Annotated in this window: 18 protein-coding genes and 1 pseudogene; 16 read left to right on the top strand and 3 right to left on the bottom strand. The window is 41.5% G+C overall.

The features are described from left to right. Positions 1-826, bottom strand: a pseudogene (locus J8M01_RS00005) (signal recognition particle-docking protein FtsY); the annotation flags it as partial. Between the two features lie 260 nt (positions 827-1,086). Between J8M01_RS00005 and rsmD the strand changes: the two are divergent. The 15 genes from rsmD (at position 1,087) to serA (ending at position 16,119) form a co-directional block, all read left to right on the top strand. Continuing rightward, a complete protein-coding gene (gene rsmD / locus J8M01_RS00010; protein WP_192508960.1) occupies positions 1,087-1,689 on the top strand; it encodes a 16S rRNA (guanine(966)-N(2))-methyltransferase RsmD in 603 nt (200 codons plus the stop codon). Between the two features lie 125 nt (positions 1,690-1,814). After that, a complete protein-coding gene (rpsU, locus tag J8M01_RS00015) occupies positions 1,815-2,030 on the top strand; it encodes a 30S ribosomal protein S21 (protein WP_010362466.1) in 216 nt (71 codons plus the stop codon). Positions 2,031-2,050: 20 nt separating this feature from the next. Then, complete coding sequence (locus J8M01_RS00020; protein WP_192508602.1) at positions 2,051-2,497, top strand: GatB/YqeY domain-containing protein; 447 nt, start codon at positions 2,051-2,053, stop codon at positions 2,495-2,497. 104 nt (positions 2,498-2,601) lie between these two features. Beyond that, positions 2,602-4,359, top strand: a complete 1,758-nt coding sequence (gene dnaG, locus J8M01_RS00025; protein ID WP_210997219.1) for a DNA primase — start codon at positions 2,602-2,604, stop codon at positions 4,357-4,359. A gap of 104 nt (positions 4,360-4,463) precedes the next feature. Then, positions 4,464-6,302 (top strand): RNA polymerase sigma factor RpoD, encoded by a 1,839-nt coding sequence (gene rpoD, locus J8M01_RS00030; RefSeq protein ID WP_192508604.1) that lies wholly within the window; start codon positions 4,464-4,466, stop codon positions 6,300-6,302. Positions 6,303-6,380: 78 nt separating this feature from the next. Next, the gene (gene prmA, locus J8M01_RS00035; protein ID WP_211056635.1) at positions 6,381-7,265 is read left to right on the top strand and encodes a 50S ribosomal protein L11 methyltransferase; all 885 of its coding nucleotides are present in this window, start codon (positions 6,381-6,383) and stop codon (positions 7,263-7,265) included. Positions 7,266-7,517: 252 nt separating this feature from the next. Beyond that, on the top strand, positions 7,518-8,489 hold the full coding sequence (gene dusB / locus J8M01_RS00040; protein WP_192508606.1) for a tRNA dihydrouridine synthase DusB: 972 nt from the start codon (positions 7,518-7,520) through the stop codon (positions 8,487-8,489). Between the two features lie 18 nt (positions 8,490-8,507). Beyond that, entirely contained in the window at positions 8,508-8,798 is a 291-nt protein-coding gene (gene fis, locus J8M01_RS00045; RefSeq protein WP_005491017.1) for a DNA-binding transcriptional regulator Fis, read from the top strand. A 249-nt stretch (positions 8,799-9,047) separates the two neighbouring features. Beyond that, the gene (purH, locus tag J8M01_RS00050) at positions 9,048-10,634 is read left to right on the top strand and encodes a bifunctional phosphoribosylaminoimidazolecarboxamide formyltransferase/IMP cyclohydrolase (protein ID WP_211056636.1); all 1,587 of its coding nucleotides are present in this window, start codon (positions 9,048-9,050) and stop codon (positions 10,632-10,634) included. 97 nt (positions 10,635-10,731) lie between these two features. Continuing rightward, the gene (locus tag J8M01_RS00055; RefSeq protein WP_211056637.1) at positions 10,732-11,565 is read left to right on the top strand and encodes a class I SAM-dependent methyltransferase; all 834 of its coding nucleotides are present in this window, start codon (positions 10,732-10,734) and stop codon (positions 11,563-11,565) included. 15 nt (positions 11,566-11,580) lie between these two features. Further along, positions 11,581-12,864 (top strand): phosphoribosylamine--glycine ligase, encoded by a 1,284-nt coding sequence (gene purD / locus J8M01_RS00060; RefSeq protein WP_192508609.1) that lies wholly within the window; start codon positions 11,581-11,583, stop codon positions 12,862-12,864. Positions 12,865-12,986: 122 nt separating this feature from the next. Next, the gene (locus J8M01_RS00065; protein ID WP_192508610.1) at positions 12,987-13,526 is read left to right on the top strand and encodes a hypothetical protein; all 540 of its coding nucleotides are present in this window, start codon (positions 12,987-12,989) and stop codon (positions 13,524-13,526) included. 2 nt (positions 13,527-13,528) lie between these two features. Beyond that, the gene (locus J8M01_RS00070; RefSeq protein WP_211056638.1) at positions 13,529-14,149 is read left to right on the top strand and encodes a 5-formyltetrahydrofolate cyclo-ligase; all 621 of its coding nucleotides are present in this window, start codon (positions 13,529-13,531) and stop codon (positions 14,147-14,149) included. Between the two features lie 74 nt (positions 14,150-14,223). Next, on the top strand, positions 14,224-14,877 hold the full coding sequence (rpiA, locus tag J8M01_RS00075) for a ribose-5-phosphate isomerase RpiA (protein WP_192508961.1): 654 nt from the start codon (positions 14,224-14,226) through the stop codon (positions 14,875-14,877). Positions 14,878-14,889: 12 nt separating this feature from the next. After that, positions 14,890-16,119: a phosphoglycerate dehydrogenase gene (gene serA / locus J8M01_RS00080; RefSeq protein WP_192508612.1), complete on the top strand. Its 1,230-nt coding sequence runs from the start codon at positions 14,890-14,892 to the stop codon at positions 16,117-16,119. A 79-nt stretch (positions 16,120-16,198) separates the two neighbouring features. Here the strand turns inward: serA and J8M01_RS00085 are convergent, their stop codons facing one another. Together J8M01_RS00085 and radA are read right to left on the bottom strand one after the other, a co-directional pair. Continuing rightward, positions 16,199-17,119: a hypothetical protein gene (locus J8M01_RS00085; RefSeq protein WP_211056639.1), complete on the bottom strand. Its 921-nt coding sequence runs from the start codon at positions 17,117-17,119 to the stop codon at positions 16,199-16,201. Positions 17,120-17,132: 13 nt separating this feature from the next. Further along, a complete protein-coding gene (gene radA, locus J8M01_RS00090; RefSeq protein ID WP_192508614.1) occupies positions 17,133-18,503 on the bottom strand; it encodes a DNA repair protein RadA in 1,371 nt (456 codons plus the stop codon). Positions 18,504-18,712: 209 nt separating this feature from the next. On the opposite strand from radA, the gene J8M01_RS00095 reads away from it, so the two are divergent. Further along, complete coding sequence (locus J8M01_RS00095) at positions 18,713-21,208, top strand: PilZ domain-containing protein (protein WP_211056640.1); 2,496 nt, start codon at positions 18,713-18,715, stop codon at positions 21,206-21,208. The last annotated feature ends 2 nt before the right edge of the window (positions 21,209-21,210 follow it).

Below are 21,210 nucleotides of genomic sequence, written 5' to 3' on the forward strand. Positions count from 1 at the left end.
CGACTCTTTCAGCTTCGACTCTTTCAGCTTCGACTCTTTCAGCTTCGACTCTTTGCGCTTCGACTCTATCAGCTTCTTCAGCTTCGAGTCTTTCGGCTTCTGCTCTTTGCGCTTCGATTCTTTCGGCTTCGATTCTTTCGGCTTCGAGTCTTTCGGCTTCTTCAGCTTCGAGTCTTTCGGCTTCGACCCTTTGCGCTTCTGCTCTTTGCGCTTCTGCTCTTTCAACTTCGAGTCTTTCAACTTCGAGTCTTTCAACTTCGAGTCTTTCAACTTCGAGTCTTTCAACTTCGAGTCTTTCAACTTCGAGTCTTTCAGCTTCAACTCTTTCAGCTTCAACTCTTTCAGCTTCAACTCTTTCAGCTTCAACTCTTTCAGCTTCGACTCTTTCAGCTTCAACTCTTTCAGCTTCAACTCTTTCAGCTTCAACTCTTTCAGCTTCAACTCTTTCAGCTTCAACTCTTTCAGCTTCAACTCTTTCAGCTTCGACTCTTTCAGCTTCGACTCTTTCGGCTTCTGCTCTTTCGGCTTCTGCTCTTTCGGCTTCTGCTCTTTCGGCTTCGACTCTTTCGGCTTCGACTCTTTCGGCTTCGACTCTTTCGGCTTCGACTCTTTCGGCTTCTGCTCTTTCGGCTTCGACTCTTTCGGCTTCTGCTCTTTCGGCTTCGACTCTTTCGGCTTCGACTCTTTCGGCTTCTGCTCTTTCGGCTTCAAGTTGCTTTGCTTGCTCTTTAGCGAGTTGCCCTTCTTGTGACTCTTGTTGTGCTTGCTGTTCAGCTTCTTTCTTGCCAAAACCTAACCAAGACAAAAATTTATTCTTTTTTCCCATACTCGCTAAATACCATGTCAATAAATCTGATAAACTAAACTACAGTTTTGAGTTAACTCCGATGACAGAGCCTGCCCAAAACAACGTGTATGATCAGCCTTACCTTCCTACTTACCAATAGTTAGCATTAAAAGTAAGGAGATAAAGCTGACCTAAAATTAAAAATTGCTGCGCAGTGTAACATGTTCCTAAGGGATGAAAAATGCACGCTAAGTGATTTATAACATATGAAACATTCAGATAGTGCGAACTGGCATACAATGAGAAAGAAAACCCCTGTTAAAAAAGTAAACGCCGATGGATTTATTCGAATTATTAGCGGAAAATTCCGAGGCAGAAAGCTGCCAGTTAAAAACGTAGAGGGGTTAAGGCCCACAACGGATAGAATGAAAGAAACTGTGTTTAATTGGTTAATGCAAGATACCAGAGACGCCAGAGTATTAGACTGCTTTGCGGGTTCTGGTGGCCTTGGTTTTGAAGCAATATCACGCTTTGCTGAGCATACTGATTTTATCGAATTAGACAAATATGCTGCGGCACAAATACAAAAAAATATCGATACATTAGAACTAAACCATGCACAGGTATTTAATAACAATAGTATTACTCTTTTAGAAAAAGGAAATACAGGCAAACCATATAGCTTAGTATTTGTAGATCCCCCTTTTAGAAAAGACTTCGCACACCTTTGCTGTCATGCTTTAGAAACCCACAATTGGCTTACTAATGACGCTATTATTTACGTTGAAATTGAAAAAGAGCTCGATTTTAGCGCCCCAAAAGAATGGCAATTGCTAAAAGAAAAGCAAGCAGGACAAGTACTTTGTAAGCTATATCAACGTTCAGCGCTAGCAAGCAATTAATTTGCACTAATTTAAGCTTTACATATGGTAAGGCTTCAGATTACAATACCGCACCATTTTTGAACCACTTGATCAATCTTTGATCAGCGTGAGCATAGCTCATTAATTAGGTAGGTGAATTTTTAATGCCAGTAATTAAAGTAAGAGAGAACGAACCGTTTGACGTAGCACTTCGTCGTTTCAAGCGTTCATGTGAAAAAGCAGGTATCCTTTCAGAAGTTCGTCGTCGCGAGCATTATGAAAAGCCAACAGCAGAGCGTAAGCGTAAAAAAGCTGCTGCAGTAAAGCGTCATATGAAAAAGCTTTCTCGCGAAAACGCACGTCGCGTTAAATTATACTAATTTGTTTAGGTCTTGTATAAATGAGCCTTTTAACTAAGCTAAAAGACGCACAGAAAGATGCCATGCGCGCAAAAGACAAGATTCGTCTTGGTGCAATTCGTATGGTACTTGCTGAAATTAAACAGCGTGAAATTGATAACCGTGTAACACTAGATGACGCAGGTATTACCTCTGTACTAGTGAAACTGGTTAAGCAACGTCGTGACTCATATACTCAGTTTACTGATGCTGGTCGCGAAGATTTAGCTGAAATTGAAGCTAATGAAATCAAGGTGCTTGAAACTTTCTTGCCTCAGCCTTTGACTGATGAAGAAATCATTGCTTTGATTGATTCTGCTGTTACCGATACTGGTGCTGCAGGTATGCAAGACATGGGTAAAGTTATGGGTATAATCAAGTCTAAAGCTGAAGGTCGTGCCGATATGGGCAAAATCTCAGGTTTAATTAAACAACGGTTAAGCGCATAGTCCCAACATACATAAAGTATGATTAAGTAAACCGAGCCTTGCGCTCGGTTTCTTCGTATAAGCATTAAATTTTTGTTAGGAACGCTACAATAGCGACATAGCATATGGCTGGAAAAATCCCAAGACAATTTATTGATGACTTGCTTGCCAGAACCGATATTGTCGATCTTATAGACGCACGTATCGGATTAAAAAAAGCAGGTAAAGATTATCAAGCTTGCTGTCCATTCCATAACGAAAAATCCCCTTCTTTTACCGTCGCTAGAGACAAACAGTTCTATCATTGTTTTGGCTGCGGCGCGAATGGTAATGCTATTTCATTTATTATGGAGTACGACAAGCTCGAGTTTGTTGATGCAATCGAAGAGCTGGCAAACTTACTTAACCTCGAAGTACCTCGAGAGCATGGCTCTGGAGCTCCTGAACGCAGTATTGAACAAAAACGTTCAGATTATGACTTGATGTTACAAACCGCACAGTTTTATCAGCATCAACTTAAACATCATAAAAATGCAGCTAATGTAATTGAGTATGTCAAAGGTCGAGGGCTCTCAGGAGAAACCGTTCAACGTTACATGATGGGCTATGCACCTCCTGAATGGGAAAGCTTATGTCAACAAATCGGCCGCACAAACGCACATAAACAGCAGCTCGTTGAATTAAAGCTCGCCTCAGAAAAAACACCAGGTCGACAGTTTGATTTTTTCCGTGACCGCTTAATGTTCCCTATCAGAGATAAACGAGGACGTGTTATTGCCTTTGGTGGGCGTGTAATGGGCGCAGATCAAGGACCTAAATACTTAAACTCCCCAGAAACCCGTATTTTTCACAAAGGGTTTGAGCTGTATGGTTTATACGAAGCTAAACAAGCGAACAATAAACTTGAGCAAATCCTCATTGTTGAAGGGTATATGGATGTAGTCGCACTTGCTGAGCAAGGAATTTCTTATTCAGTAGCAGCTTTAGGCACAGCAACAACCGCAGAACATATGCAAACTCTATTTCGCACAACCGACAAAGTAATATGTTGCTACGATGGAGATAGAGCTGGGCGCGATGCTGCATGGCGCGCACTTGAACATGCTTTACCGAACTTAAAAGACGGAAAAGCATTACAATTTGTATTTTTACCTGATGGCGAAGATCCTGACTCATTAGTGCAGCAAGAAGGTAAAGATGCATTTGAGGCCCGCTACCACTCAGCTGATGATTTCTCTAAAGTACTTTTTAATAAATTAGCACAAAGCTGTGAATTAACTTCAGATGCTGGCAAAGCTAAGTTAATGAGTGATGCATTACCACTCATTAGTAAAGTACCCAGCGAGTACTACCAAGAAGGTTTGCTTAATACCCTTGCAAAATTAATAGGCCGTACACGTGAACAGCTAAGTACAAAACTCACGACACCAAAGCAACAGCAAAACATTGAGCGCAAATTTAAAGTCACTCCGATGCGCAGAGCGATAGGTTTACTTGTACAATATCCTAAATTAGCAACAAATATTGAGTACTTACCTGACTTAGCATTAATGAAAATACCCGGTATTGAATTGCTATTAAGACTTCAATCAGTATGTTTACAGCATCCACAATACACGAGTGCTCAACTCCTAGAATCTTTTCGTGATCAGCCTGAATATGACTCCTTGAGAAAACTCGCAGTGTGGCGCCATGACATCGATGAGCAAGCTCTAGTAAAAGAATTTCAGCATACTTTCAAATTTATTGAAGATCAGTGTTTAAATTTTCGGTTAGAGACATTATTAATAAAAGACAAAACTCAAGGCCTAAATAGTGATGAAAGACTAGAATGTGCATTATTAACTCAAGCTTTGACTAGCAGAAGAACTAGTCAAAATTAATTTTTGCTGTTATAATGTTCTATTCACGTGCGTCACGTAAATTATTCAGGTGTAGTAACTGGCGCCTGTTGTATCAACTTATCAGAGTGGAAGCATAATTCTCTATGGATCAAACTCCTCAGTCACAACTCAAACTTCTGATTCAGAAAGGTAAAGAGCAAGGTTACTTAACGTTTGCAGAAGTTAACGATCACCTTCCACAAGACATAATAGACTCAGATCAAGTAGAAGATATTATAAGCATGATCAATGATATGGGTATTAAGGTTGCTGAAAATGCGCCTGATGCCGATGAATTGATGATGCAGGAAACCACAACCGATGAAGACGCAGCTGAAGCTGCTGCAGCGGCATTGGCAACGGTAGAAAAAGAAATTGGTCGTACAACAGACCCTGTGCGTATGTACATGCGTGAAATGGGTACTGTTGAGCTATTAACTCGTGAAGGCGAAATAAAAATCGCTAAGCGAATTGAAGAAGGTATCAATCAGGTACAAATCTCTGTCGCAGAGTACCCTGAAGCAATTACTTATTTACTTGAACAATGGGATAAATTTGAAGCAGAAGAAATGCGCCTTAGTGACATTGTTTCTGGTTTCTTTGATCCTGATGCTGAAGAGACACAAATTACTGCAACACACATTGGTTCTGAGCTAAGTGATAAAGATTTAGCCGATGAAGACAATGAGTCTGACGACGACGATGACGAAGATGAGGTAGACACAGGGCCAGATCCTGAAGAAGCGCGCGAGCACTTTGAAAAGTTACGTTCGTTATATACAGCAGCTCGTAAAGTATTTGAATCTAAAGGCCGTTCACACCCTGATGCGCAAGTTGCAATTCAGGAAATTGGTGACTTATTCCGTACTTTCAAACTTGTACCTAAACAGTTTGATCGTATGGTTAACAATATGCGTGAAATGATGGACCGTGTTCGGGTTCAAGAACGTATTGTTATGAAGCAAGCTGTACAAATAGCAAAAGTTCCAAAGAAAACATTTGTTAAGCATTTCGCCAACAACGAAACGGATATGGCATGGGTTGACGCTGAAATCGCTGCTGGCGAAAAATATTCAGCTAAACTAGCTGAAGTAAAGCCTGAAATCGAACGCTGCATCAATAAGCTGAGTGTAATTGAAGAAAGTACCGGTCTGAGCATCGAGCGTATAAAAGACATCAACCGTCGCATGAGTATTGGTGAAGCAAAAGCCCGCCGTGCGAAAAAAGAAATGGTTGAAGCAAACTTACGTCTTGTAATCTCTATTGCGAAAAAATACACCAACCGAGGCTTACAATTCTTGGATCTGATCCAAGAAGGTAACATTGGTTTGATGAAAGCGGTAGATAAGTTTGAATACCGCCGTGGTTATAAGTTCTCAACTTATGCAACGTGGTGGATCCGTCAGGCTATTACACGGTCAATTGCTGACCAAGCACGAACAATCCGTATTCCTGTGCACATGATTGAAACGATTAATAAATTAAATCGTATTTCACGTCAAATGCTGCAAGAAATGGGTCGTGAGCCTAGCCCTGAAGAGCTGGCTGAGCGCATGATGATGCCAGAAGACAAAATTCGTAAAGTACTGAAAATTGCCAAAGAGCCAATCTCAATGGAGACGCCCATTGGTGATGATGAAGACTCACATCTTGGTGATTTCATCGAAGACACTACGATTGAGTCTCCGATTGATTCAGCAACAATGGAAAGCCTTCGTGGTGCCACCAATGAAGTGCTGGCAGGCTTAACAGCAAGAGAAGCGAAAGTATTACGGATGCGTTTTGGTATTGATATGAATACCGACCATACACTTGAAGAAGTAGGTAAGCAGTTTGACGTAACCCGTGAACGTATTCGTCAGATTGAAGCGAAGGCATTACGTAAGTTACGCCACCCTTCTCGCTCAGATCTATTAAAAAGCTTCTTAGATGTAAAAGGCTAATCCCTTTTTACAAAAAGATTTTTATCTAAAAAGGCCGCTTTAGCGGCCTTTTTGTTGACATATTTATTAGGAATAATCATGGCTTGGATCCAAATCCGAATTCACGCAAACAAAGACTCTGCCGACCAACTTAGTGACTTATTACTGGATGTTGGCTGCCCTTCAGTGACCTTTATGGACGCCAGCAATAACCCTGTCTACGAGCCTAAGCCAGGCGAAGTGATCTTATGGCCTGATACGCTTGTTATTGGCCTTTTCGATGCAGCTCATGATATGGATGTAGTCGTTGCTTACCTCAAAGCCAATAGTGACTCTGAGCTTACCTATAAGATTGAGCAGCTTGAGGACAAAGACTGGGAACGTGAGTGGATGGATAACTTTCACCCAATTAAGTTTGGCGAGCGCCTGTGGATCTGTCCAAGCTGGCGAGATATTCCTGAGCCAGATGCAGTCAATGTATTACTCGATCCTGGCCTTGCGTTTGGCACCGGGACTCATGCTACCACATCACTGTGCTTAAAGTGGCTAGAACGCCAAGATTTAATCGGTAAAACCGTCGTTGATTTTGGCTGTGGCTCAGGCATCCTAGGCATTGCAGCCATTAAGCTTGGCGCTGAGCGCGTGATCGGTATCGATATCGACCCTCAGGCACTCGCTGCAAGTAAAGATAATGCAGGGCGCAATGGTGTTGCTGATCAGCTTGAAGTCTATTTACCGGAAAACCAACCTGAATTTAGTGCTGATATTGTGGTTGCCAATATTCTCGCTCAACCTCTGCGAGAGCTGCACGAAATCATTTTAGCATTTCTAAAACCAGGTGGTGAAATCGCCATGTCAGGAATTTTAGAAGAGCAAGCTCAGTCTGTTGCAACAGTTTACGCACCATTTATTCAACTTGATGACATTGCACAAGAGGGTGAATGGACACGTGTAAGTGGCCATAAAAATATCCGTGAGAGTTAGTAGTTTGTAACTGGTAAAGCCTCGCTTTAACAGGCTTTACCACTTATTTTCATAAAACAGTCTGAACATTTTTCAATCACCATGAAAAATTTAGATTAAAAAACAGTCAAATAAATCGAACTCTCAAACTGTTATAAAAAGTCAACCCACTAAGTTTAAAAAAAAAGCAATAATGTTCAATTTATAGCCTTTGATTTTTGCAAAAAAAGCCGTAAACTTAGCGCCCCTTGAAAAGAGGCAGATTGAACTACTGTGCGTATTGGTCCTTACCAACTTGATAACAACATTATTGTGGCCCCTATGGCAGGGATCACAGATAGACCGTTTAGACAACTTTGCCGCCAATTAGGGGCTGGGTTAGCTGTTTCGGAAATGATGTCTTCAAATCCAAAGGTATGGAAAACTGACAAATCGATGAACCGCATGGATCATAGTGGTGAGTCAGGCGTTCGTTCAGTACAAATTGCTGGTGCCGATCCGGAATTAATGGCGCAAGCAGCTCAGTTCAATGTTGCAAATGGGGCACAGATCATAGATATCAATATGGGCTGCCCCGCAAAGAAAGTGAATAAAAAGCTGGCAGGCTCAGCATTGTTACAATATCCAGATTTAGTGGAAGAGATAGTTGATGCGGTAGTAAATGCTGTTGAAGTACCTGTAACACTTAAAATCCGCACAGGATGGAATACGGAAAATCGTAACGGGGTTGAGATTGCCAAAATTGCTGAACGTAATGGCATTGCTTCACTTGCTGTACATGGCCGCACAAAAGCGTGTATGTACAAAGGTGAGGCTGAATATGTCACGATTAGGGATATAAAACGTTCGGTATCAATACCTGTGGTTGCCAATGGTGATATCACATCACCAGAGAAAGCGAAGCAGGTACTGGAATATACGGGTGCAGATGCCATCATGATTGGTCGAGCCGCCCAAGGTCGCCCTTGGATTTTTAGGGAGATAGACCACTTTTTGCGAACTGGAAAACACCTACCTACGCCAGAAATATCTGAAGTACGTAGTATTTTGATGGAGCATTTAATTAATCTTCATCAGTTTTACGGGGAGCCAATGGGAGCGCGTATCGCACGTAAACATGTATCTTGGTATTTGCAAACCCATGACCAAGCAGGTCAGTTTAGGCGAGTATTCAATGCCCTCGAAGCGCCAAATGAGCAAATCGAGGCATTGGAAAAATACTTTGAAACACTAGCAGCTAACTAAGAAAGAAAGAGACATACGATGTTCGAACAAAATGTGACTTCTCCATTTATCACTAACGCTCATGTTCAGTCACAAGAGAAACCGCAACCTTTACGTGATGCAGTAAAAAAAGCTGTTCATCACTATTTAAAGCAGCTTAATGGTCAAGATGTACAAGACGTATACGACCTTGTTCTTTCTGAGCTAGAAGCGCCATTACTTGAAGAAGTAATGACATACACACGTGGTAACCAAACACGTGCAGCAATCTTACTTGGTATCAACCGTGGTACTCTTCGTAAGAAGCTAAAAAAATACGGCATGAACTAAGCACTCGCTTAATTCATCCTAAATACAAAAAGCACTTTAATTGTGCTTTTTGTATTTTATTCCTCTCATTTTGATTTCCCGCATTCTTCCTTGGCACTTAATCCAGACATTAAACCCTTGCTAACCAAATAAATTGTAATTTTCTCAACTGCACTTTTGCCTTTTCCATCGTTTTCTTGTTCCAGATAGGCTAAAATAGCGCCCTTCTAAGCTAGCCCTTAACTTATCATTGAGGAAACCCTAACCATCATGGATATACATCGTCCAATTCGTCGCGCACTATTAAGTGTGTCAGATAAAACCGGTATCGTTGAATTAGCCCAAGCACTGAGTGCGCAAGGCGTTGAGATTTTATCAACTGGCGGTACATACAAATTATTAGCTGATAACGGCATTGCTGCCACGGAAGTATCTGACTATACAGGTCACCCTGAAATCATGGATGGTCGCGTTAAAACACTTCACCCTAAAGTACACGGTGGCATATTAGCCCGTCGCGGCCAGGATGAAGGCGTTATGACAGAAAACGATATTTCTGCAATTGACATGGTTGTGGTTAACTTATACCCCTTTGCACAAACTGTTGCAAAAGCTGACTGCAGCCTTGAAGACGCAATTGAAAACATTGATATCGGCGGCCCAACTATGGTCCGTGCAGCAGCAAAAAATCACAAAGATGTGACTATTGTTGTAAATGCGCAAGATTACACCCGCGTTATTGCTGAATTGAATGAAAACAATGGTTCAACAACTTACCAAACGCGTTTTGATCTTGCCATTGCTGCCTATGAACACACCGCACAGTACGACGGAATGATTGCCAACTATTTTGGTAAAATGGTGCCTGATTACACTGAAGAAGCCGCTACTGAGACTAAATTCCCGCGTACTATCAATATGCAATTCACTAAAAAGCAAGACATGCGCTACGGTGAAAACTCTCACCAAGACGCTGCTTTTTATGTTGAAAATGATTTGCAAGAAGCGTCTGTTGCCACAGCAGTACAATTACAAGGTAAAGCGCTATCTTTCAATAATATTGCTGACACCGACGCAGCACTTGAGTGTGTAAAAGAATTTGACGCACCTGCGTGTGTTATCGTTAAACATGCAAATCCATGTGGTGTTGCTGTTGACGAAAACATTTTAGCTGCATACGACAGAGCATTTAAAACCGATCCAACGTCTGCCTTTGGCGGCATTATCGCATTCAACCGCGAGCTCGATGCAACAACCGCTGAAGCGATTGTGGCACGTCAATTTGTAGAAGTAATCATTGCCCCAGGTATCAGTGAAGAAGCGGCGAAAATTGTTGCTGCAAAGAAAAACGTTCGTTTACTAGAATGTGGACAATGGGATGCGAAAACAACCCAATCTGATATCAAGCGCGTCAATGGTGGTATTTTAGTTCAAGATCGCGACCAAGGCATGGTAACGCTTGGTGATTTAACCGTGGTTTCAAAACGCCAACCGACAGAACAAGAACTGAAAGATCTACTATTTTGCTGGAAAGTCGCTAAATTTGTTAAGTCTAACGCAATTGTTTATGCGCGTGACGGAATGACAATTGGTGTTGGTGCGGGTCAAATGAGCCGTGTTTACTCTGCTAAAATTGCAGGTATTAAAGCTGCTGATGAGAACTTAGAAGTAAAAGGTTCAGTCATGGCATCTGATGCATTCTTCCCATTCCGTGATGGTATTGATGCTGCAGCGGCAGCGGGTATTACCGCAGTTATACAGCCTGGCGGCTCAATGCGCGATGAAGAAGTTATTGCCGCAGCAGATGAAGCTGGCATGGCAATGGTATTAACTGGCATGCGTCACTTCCGTCATTAACCTACTCGCACGAAGCGTTTATCGTTTCGTGCTTTTTGTTTGCCCTAAATTCAAGTATTCTGCTTAAAACACAATCACAAAAGTGAAGGACAGAAAAATGAAATTTGGATTAAAAACACTTCTTGCAGCAAGTATCGTAGCCGCTATTGCTGGCTGTGCGAGTAATGGAAGTTCAAGCTCTCAAGCCGCATCTGAACTCGTTTCTGCTGCAAATAATGCTGAGCGTACGGAAAAAAATCGTGCGCGTGATCAGTATCGAAACCCTGTTGAAACACTTGATTTCTTCGGTCTACAAGCTGATATGACCGTGGTAGAAATTGCACCAGGGGGAGGATGGTATTCTGAGATACTTGCACCTGCTGTTAAAGGCAACGGTACTCTGTATGCTGCGCACTTCCCAGCAGACTCTGAGGTTAAGTACTATCAACGTTCTTTAGCTGGCTTTAAAGATAAAGTTACAAAAGATAACCGTTTTAGCGAAGTGAAAATAACCGAATTTGCACCGCTTACACATTCAGATATCGCGCCGACAGGCTCTGCTGATATGGTGCTTACATTTAGAAATGTCCATAACTGGTATATGCGTCAAGGTGATGAAGGTGTATTAAATGCATTTCAAGCATTTAACAAAGCACTCAAACCAGGCGGTGTACTCGGTGTAGTTGAACACCGTTTGCCTGAACATCGTGATGATGCAGATCAAAAACGATCTGGCTATATGAAACAAAGTTATGTCGTTGATATAGCGAAAAAAGCAGGATTCGAATTAGTGGCTGAAAGTGATGTGAACGCTAACCCCTTAGACAGTGCTAATCACCCAAAAGGTGTTTGGACATTGCCACCACGCTTAGCATTGGGTGATAAAAATGCAGATCAATATAAAGCGATTGGGGAAAGTGACCGCATGACGCTCAAATTTAAAAAGCTTTAATAGGAAAATTAAGCCATGAATGTACTGGTCATTGGCAGTGGCGGTCGTGAACACGCTCTTGCGTTCAAAGCCGCTCAAAACCCTTCAGTAAAAACTGTTTTTGTCGCACCTGGTAATGCAGGTACGGCGCTTGAGCCTAAATTAGAAAACATTGATATCAAGGTGGAAGATCTAGATTCACTGGTATCTTTTTCAAAAGAAAACAATGTTGAACTTACCATTGTAGGCCCAGAAGTACCCTTGGTGCTAGGTGTTGTTGACCGCTTCCGTGAAGAAGACCTTGCGATTTTTGGTCCTACTGCTGCAGCCGCACAACTTGAAGGATCAAAGTCGTTCACCAAAGACTTTTTAGCGCGACATAACATTCCTACTGCTGACTACGAAACTTTTGAACAGATCGAGCCTGCGCTTGCGTACTTGCAAGAAAAAGGTGCTCCGATTGTGATCAAAGCAGACGGCTTAGCGGCAGGTAAAGGTGTCATTGTCGCCATGACAGAAGCTGAAGCTGAAGAGGCCATTCGCGACATGCTCGCTGGTAATGCATTTGGTGAAGCTGGTAGCCGTGTCGTAATTGAAGAGTTTCTTGAAGGTGAAGAAGCTTCATTTATCGTAATGGTTGATGGCAAAAATGTGTTACCGTTCGCCACCAGTCAAGATCATAAACGTGCATTTAATGGCGATTTAGGTCCAAACACTGGTGGTATGGGGGCATACTCCCCAGCACCCGTTGTCACAGGCGACATTCATCAACGGATCATGGATGAAGTTATTTTTCCAACCGTCAATGGTATGGCAAATGAAGGTAACCCATATACAGGCTTTTTATACGCAGGTCTGATGATTGCTGCTGATGGTACACCTAAAGTGATTGAATATAACTGTCGTTTTGGTGACCCTGAAACGCAACCAATTATGCTTCGTTTGCAATCAGATCTTGTTGAATTGATTGAAGCCGCTAACCGACAAGAGCTTGATAGCACACCAATTAAATTTGACCCACGTGCAGCTGTTGGAGTGGTATTAGCAGCGAAAGGCTACCCTGCAAGTTATCCAAAAGGCGATGTTATCTCTGGATTACAGGTGAGCTATGCTGAAGGCGAAAAGGTATTTCACGCTGGTACCAAGCAAGACGGTGAGCATGTTGTTACAGCCGGTGGGAGAGTGTTGTGTGCAACCGCACTAGGACATACGGTGACTGAAGCACAAAAGCGTGCATATGCTTTGGCTGCAGATATAAAATGGGATGGTGTCGAATATCGTACTGATATAGCCTATCGTGCCATCGCTAGAGAACTATAGTTATCTCTAATAAGGCCAGCGCTCGCTGGCCTTTCTTTTATTACCGCACTATCTGTGTGATTCGCATCACATGAAAAATTGGGTATACTCAATCCAATAGTATAATTATTAGGATTGCGCTCATGACGGACAAATATCGCGTTGTATTTACGAGCTTAAATGAAGGTATCTCAGCCGCAGAAGCGACCACAAAGTTAAGCCAAAAGCTGAAAATTCCAGAGTCAAAAGTACAAGCGTTCTTTGCAGGCAAACCCCTATTCTCCATCGCAGATAAAGAAAAAAGTACTAAGCAGCTTAAACTACTTGCTTCATTGGGCATACAAGCAAAACTTCAACCAGCTAGTTCTCCCTCTACTTCACAGCTCGCTCAAAGCCAACGTGATGAGAGATTGTTTGGTGCCTTAGACTATATTACAAGTAGTTTAATTCGAATTGAAGAACGTTTGGAAGAATTAGAGCAGCGCCTTCCTGAACAACTCCCTGAAAGTAATGAAAAAGCCTCAGAACAATGGGAAGATGATGAACTCTTCGAAGAGCTTGAATTAGACTCCCCTCCCCCGAAGCGCAGCAAAACAGTTCAATATGGCTTGGGTGCGATACTCATCATATTATTAATCATATTGGCACTTGCGATTGCTTTTCCTAACCTCGTAGCAATGTAATTATGAGTAACACATTTCAATATGCTTGCGATAAACATAGGCAAGATCGCGCAACAATTCGCCAGTCAATTAGAAATGCACGTAAATCCCTGACGTGTGAAGAGCAAAAAACAGCCGAAACAGCCCTTTGTATTAATTTTTCTCAACATGTAAAACCACCTAAAAACGCCAAAATCGCTCTGTATTTAAGCAATGATGGAGAACTCAAAACAAACAAATTAATTCAGTATCTTATAAAAGAAAATCACACTGTATACCTGCCTGTAATCCACCCTTTTAACGGCACTACATTACTATTTCAAAAGTATGAAGAAAATTCACCCATGGTCCATAACCGCTATGCTATCTTGGAACCTGAGTTAAATTGCAGTCATATATGCCCTTTGTACTCTCTAGATTACTTATTTACACCACTGGTTGCCTTTGATGAGTTTGGGAACAGACTTGGTATGGGGGGGGGCTATTACGATAAAACTTTGGCCAATTATTATCGTAACAACATCGCAAAGCCCATTGTCTTTGGTTTAGCTCATGACTGTCAAAAAGTTGAAAAGTTACCAATAGCGGCTTGGGACGTGCCACTGCAACATATATTAACGCCCACTAAATTTTATACTTGGTAAATTATATCTCAGGTATTTAATCAGATATTTTGAGGTATACTGCGATAAATTTTGATAACAAAGTGAATTGCGTGATGACCCAAGATGAAATGAAAAAAGCGGCTGCATGGGCTGCACTGGATTACATACAAGAAAATACCATCGTTGGCGTAGGCACTGGGTCTACCGTTAACCATTTTATAGATGCACTTGGCTCAATTAAAGACACCATTAAAGGCGCTGTTTCTAGTTCTGAGGCATCTACAGAGAAGCTTAAAGCACTCGGTATTGAAGTATTTGAACTCAATGATGTGGCTCAGCTCGACGTTTACATAGATGGCGCTGATGAGATAAATCATAGTAATGACATGATCAAAGGCGGTGGTGCTGCTTTAACTAGAGAAAAAATAGTTGCTGCAGTAGCAAATAAATTTATCTGCATCGTTGACAATACCAAGCATGTCGAAACACTTGGTACTTTTGCATTGCCCGTTGAAGTTATTCCAATGGCGAGAAGCTATGTCGCACGAGAATTGTTAAAGCTAGGTGGCGATCCGGTATATAGACATGGCGTAACAACGGATAATGGCAATGTTATCTTAGACGTTCATGGCTTAAGTATCTTAGAGCCAAAGCAACTTGAAGAGAAAATAAATCAAATCGTGGGCGTAGTGACAAATGGCTTATTTGCACAACGCGGCGCTGATATTGTTATAACCGGCACCCCTGAGGGTCCCAATATAAATTAACAGGAATGAGACATGAGTACGGTATCGTTAGCTAAAGAGAAAATCAAAATACTACTCCTAGAAGGTATTCACCAAAGTGCTGTAGAAACACTTAAACGTAATGGTTATAGTAATATTGATTATGTCAAAACGTCGCTACCTGAAAGTGAATTGATTGAGCGGATCAAAGATGTCCACTTCGTTGGGATCCGCTCTCGTACACATTTATCTCAGTCAGTGCTTAACGCAGCAGAAAAGTTAGTCGCAGTGGGATGTTTTTGCATTGGGACTAACCAAGTTGCACTCAACGCTGCAAGAGAGCGTGGTATCGCTGTATTTAATGCCCCTTTTTCGAATACCCGTTCTGTTGCAGAGCTGGTATTAGGTGAGATCTTATTACTGCTTAGAGGGATCCCACAAAGAAATGCGATGGCACATCGTGGAGAATGGCTAAAATCAGCAATCGGCTCGTATGAAGCTAGGGGTAAAACTCTCGGGATCATTGGTTATGGACATATTGGCACTCAACTTGGGATCATGGCTGAAAATATCGGAATGCGAGTAGAGTTTTACGATATTGAAGATAAGCTCACTTTAGGCAATGCACAACAAGTACAGAACTTAACTCATTTGTTACAACGAGCTGATGTTATTAGTCTCCACGTTCCTGAAACACCATCGACTAAGAACCTCATTGGCTTAGCTGAGCTAGAGGTTATGAAACGCGGCGCTATTTTAATCAACGCGTCTCGAGGTACTGTTGTCGATATTGATGCATTAGCTGAATCTTTACGTGACCAAAAATTAGCTGGAGCTGCGATTGATGTATTCCCTACAGAGCCTAAATCTAACGATGAAGAGTTTATTTCCCCATTACGAGAATTTGATAATGTGATTTTAACTCCACACGTTGGCGGTTCTACACAAGAAGCACAAGAAAATATTGGTATTGAAGTCGCTGGAAAAATTGCTAAATACTCTGATAATGGCTCAACTTTAAGTGCAGTTAACTTTCCTGAGGTTTCTTTACCTGAGCTTGCTAATCGCAGCCGTTTACTCCATGTACACCAAAACCGCCCCGGAGTATTAACGCAAATAAACCAAGCTTTTGCGCAACACGGTATCAATATTGCTGCGCAATATCTACAAACTGACGACTCCATTGGTTATGTCGTGATTGACGTAGATAGCGATCATTCAGAAGTCGCATTAAAAGAGCTCAGCGCGGTGGAAGGGACTATAAGAGCACGTATCTTACATTAATAGTAACTCACAGATAGGTGTAAATAGTGCTTAACATGGGTAAATACACCTGATCATCGGATAAAAGTCTGTTGTTAAGCTATTTTCCGTGAACTTCCAAGTTCATTAATTTAGCTAATTCTTCAGGCTGTTCTGCAAGAGACATTACATGTTGTGATACTGTTTGAATATCACTATCACCTGGTAGAGATACTGAAACATGCAGTGATTCTTTCCCTTGTACAAATGCAACAATTGCGTCCTTTGCAATCTGTGGAAGCGGCGCTTGTGTCAGTTGCATTTGTAGCATATTTTCAAAGCTCACTTGATCTAATCCAGCCATCGCTACTTGATCATCCAATAGTTGTGCCAATTGGCCTTTATTTTCGATCTGAAGCTGTAGAGATTTTGGAACTAGCTGCTGCATTGCACCCATAAGTTTAGTTTGTATCTGTAGCTGTTCTTCCACAGTTAACGCGGCAACACTTTGCTGCTTTTGCATATCAAAAGATACATCCATTAAAGGGCCGCTATTGTTGAGCTCCATATCAAAGTCAAACTGTGCAATATTATGTGCTGCTAATGCCAACTTTAATTGGCTATATCCTGTTTCAGCATCAAAGGCCAATGACGTACTAAAATCATACTTCGCATCCAATAAAGGCTTGGGCGTATCAAGACTGTTGTTTTTAATCGCTTCAAAGAGCGAAAAACCATGGATGTTTACTTGCGTAAACTCACTAATGCTTTCTTCTTCATAACCAATAAGAACAATTTCCTCAATTCCAAAAGCCGATACACCTTGTGGGTCCGAAACCATCAGACCATTGACAACAATATTACCATTAAACATATTCACTGAGGCATCGGCATAGTCAAACTGCATACCTGAATCCTCAACAGCAATAGCTAGTTGGGTTTGTAATTTCTCATCAACAACTTGATTCATATGTGATTGCAATGCCACATACCCTGCTGCAAGTGCGCCTGTGACTAGCAACATAATGACTGGTTTTTTCATCTATTTTTCCATTTTAAAATAAAGCTTCAAGGGCATCACTTAAGCAGTTAACAGCGATGACTTCCATACCCTCGATGATTTCCTTTGGTTTATTTGCACTTGGTACAATAGCACGTTTAAAGCCATGCTTAGCAGCCTCTTTTAACCTTTCCTGGCCACTGGGTACAGGCCTAATTTCACCGCCAAGCCCGACTTCACCAAATACCACTAACTCACGGTCTAATGCATAATTCTTAAAACTCGACACCAGTGCGGTAATAAGTGCTAAATCAGCACTTGTTTCCGACACTTTAACGCCGCCCACAACATTGACGAACACATCTTGGTCAGCAACTTGCAAACCTCCATGGCGGTGCAAGACAGCGAGTAACATAGCGAGTCGATTTTGTTCCAAGCCAACCGTTACCCTTCTAGGGTTTGCGAGCTGTGAATAATCCACCAGCGCCTGTACTTCAACAAGCAATGGACGCGTTCCTTCCCAAATAACCATCACCAAAGATCCCGGTGTTTGCTCCTCTCCTCGATTAAGGAAAATAGCCGATGGGTTACTGACCTCTTTAAGCCCTTGCCCTGTCATCGCAAAAACCCCCAACTCATTGACGGCTCCAAAACGGTTTTTGTTACCTCGTAAGGTTCGAAATCGACTGTCGCTACTCCCTTCAAGTAAGATAGAACAATCTATACAGTGCTCCAATACTTTAGGGCCCGCAAGAGAGCCATCTTTTGTGACATGACCAACCATAAAAATAGCAACCTGATTTTGCTTCGCAAAACGCGTTAAATACGCCGCACTTTCTCGCACTTGAGATACACTTCCAGGGGCTGATTGAACATCACTCATATGCATGACTTGAATTGAATCAATAACCATAATGCTTGGCTTTTCTTTCAACGCTAACTGACAAATCGTTTCTACATTGGTTTCAGCTAATGTCCTTAATTTGTTGGTAGGTAAACCTAACCTATGCGCTCGCATAGCGACTTGCTGCAGAGACTCTTCACCTGTCACATAGAGCGTGTTCATTGATTCAGCGAGTAAACACATCGTTTGCAACAACACTGTACTTTTACCGGCACCGGGAGATCCCCCTATCAAAATTGCACTTCCAGGTACAACCCCGCCCCCAAGCACTCGGTCGAACTCTTTAAAACCTGTTGAAAAACGCGGTAGACTTTCTAAATTCACTTCATCTAGAGTTTGTACTGTTGCTTCAACCATACCTGCATACCCAGACATTGCTGAACCTTTTGGTGGTGCTTTCACCGACGGTACTCTAAACTCTGTCACCGTATTCCAAGCGCGACATTCTGAGCATTGCCCTTGCCAACGCGCAAATTCCGCACCGCAATCATTACACACAAACGCAGTTTTCTTTTTCACCATAATAAAGGCACACTTATTGCTTAATTAATTTTTAATCTAACTTATCCGGCAATATATACGAAATACTGGCACTAACAAGCTGAGTTTCTGTAATTGTTTACGAATAATGTTAACTATGACCTAATATTGTCATAGTATTGGCTAAGTATTTAGAAAATTATAACGATATAGCCTCAGGGCAAGAATACAGGTAAGAATACGGTTCATTTATGGCTGAAGATAAGCTGCAAAAATATCAACCCCTCATCGACGATTTAAAGTTGCAATTAGGCGATCCTAATTTTGACCAAATTTTTGCACAAACGACTTCTTCGCTGTCAAAACCAGATCAATTCTTATTAAAAATGGAGATGTCTCGACTCTCTCAGCCAGTAGCCCGATTTATTGACTTACGAGGCCAAGTCGCTGGTGAAGTTAAACCTTACGAACATGATGGTAAGCAGCACTTTATGGACAATGTTGCTATTGATGTATTTGAGGAAGAATTAGCAAGACATGGAAAATATACTTTAGCCGTATACGAAGCAGTAATGCACACTGAAAATAATTACAAGGTGATGCAAAAAAACCAAGATGAGCAAGGGGCGTCTTCACAATCTGAAAAGCAACTAGCCAATGGAACAAAGCTTATACGCTTTGCTTCCTATGAAAGCCGCTGTGAAGAGCGAATGAATTACTCGATTAAAATTACCGTTGACTTAGGTAAAGAAGGCACTGTATCGGCCACTACATCTGACATTTCCCTCAGTGGTGCAAAGATAAAGCTTTCTCCAAATTACTCTCTTGTACCAGAGCAACTCATTGGTATTAGATTGGTTGGCTTAGAACAAGACTTTGAGTTGGGATTAAAAGGAGGGGTTCAATATGAAGTTGTTGCTGTTGAGCCTGTTTCTAGGGACTACCAACACATACGTCTAAAACGGACTTTTATTGAAAATAACTCTGGATTTGATGAATTTTTACAGAGCTTTATACATGGAAATAAGCGCCGCTATAAAATAAACCTCGATAACACAATGGACGCGGTTGTATGCAAAGGATATGAACAATTTTATTTACCTAGAGTGAGCTCATTATTCATATACTTCGCAAAGAAAGGCAAACACTTACTTCCGACCATTGCGCTAACGAATGAAAATAACGCATACATAAACTACTACTTTGAAGACGAACGTAAAATTTCATGCTTATATAGTATTTTTAGTCAAAGTAGGTTAGCGCGAATACTTGCATTTCCAAACGCCGTCAAAGAAGCGACTGTGTATACTTTCACACACTCCAATGGTGGCAAAATATACTACTATTCAGCCTTTGGATATGAACTTGACGAACATCCAGAACTCAAAGCCTTGTTTCTTGGCTTTGGTAGCCAAAAAGAAAGCTGGCGTACCTATAAAGTTCAGCTCATGCCTAGCCATCACGAAGATGCCTTTATTCCTCTATCTTTACCTCTTAGCGCAGGAAAGAATGTGGAAAAGCTCAACAAAAGACCGACGCCTCGAGTGCAAGGTATTATCCAAGACGTAAAATTCTTGATGCTACTAACTGATATTTCAAGTAAACAGCAATTAAATGCTTATCAAGCCCATCAATTTGATAGTAACTCAGTAAATAAGTTAAAAGCATTTGGCCATGGTAAAGCCACAAACCCGCCATCACTCGAAGTTGTTGCGTTAGAATACGTAAATTTACGCTCTCATAAGCGCTATTTATACAAAACAGCCGTCACCATGCATGTTGATTCTGACCACGCTGACTCTGGTAATACCCGAGACTTTTCAGTGATGGGGTTACAGCTCGAGACACCATCACCTTCGACCGTTAAAAAAGGTGATATTGTTCATTTAGAACTGCCCGATTTGCAAAAAATAACTAAACAACATCAACTGAATAACCTTAGATATGAAGTTATGGCTGTCAGTAAGTCTAAAACCATTATAAATCTCAAGGTCAGCAGGTTAACAGATTTACCTCATGTCGGAATGGAGTTTTTTAAACAGCTTATTGACATGAATAAAAGCAAACTACACGCATGTGAAGAAACACCAAAAATCCCGGGGTTATCTACTGCACTCAGAAACATGGTCACAAAAAGTGTATGCCAATTTCCACTATATATTCATAAAGAATCGGCACTATTTAATATTGGTGCTATCGGCCTTGGCCTATACCCAACAAATCTGCATAAATTATTAATGTCCTATCATACAGGGGGCGTTGAGCACTTAGATGCTACCAATCTGTTCCCTGAGAACTTCATTGAAGAGCATTTAAACGAGGCATTCCGTCATATTAGTCGCCAAGATAAGCCTTTAAAATATACTGTATTTGTTCGTTTTGACAGTACCAAAGAACACCTATCCGATGCGATAAAAAGTCAATGTATTGCTTTTGATGTACCGATAGAGCCACTTTACTTGTTTTTGAAAAAAGCGATTAAGAAAGACATACTATTTGTATTCCATTTGCATATTTCCAAAACCGGGCGTCCTGATACCGATTATTTGGCAAATGAATTACGATACGTCAGTCACTACGCATTACACAAAGCTAAGGATCTAGAAGAGGCACTGTGGTCTGTAACCGGTGTGTGTGACTTAATCGATATTAGTGATGAAGCAATACGTCAACTTGATGTTGAGCCGCGGCTTATCAAAGCCATGCTACAACGCAAAAAACAGTGGTCAGACGGGCTTCTGCATTAATC

It is taken from the genome of Pseudoalteromonas sp. MMG005 (assembly GCF_018101015.1).
Taxonomy (GTDB): Bacteria; Pseudomonadota; Gammaproteobacteria; order Enterobacterales; family Alteromonadaceae; genus Pseudoalteromonas; species Pseudoalteromonas aurantia.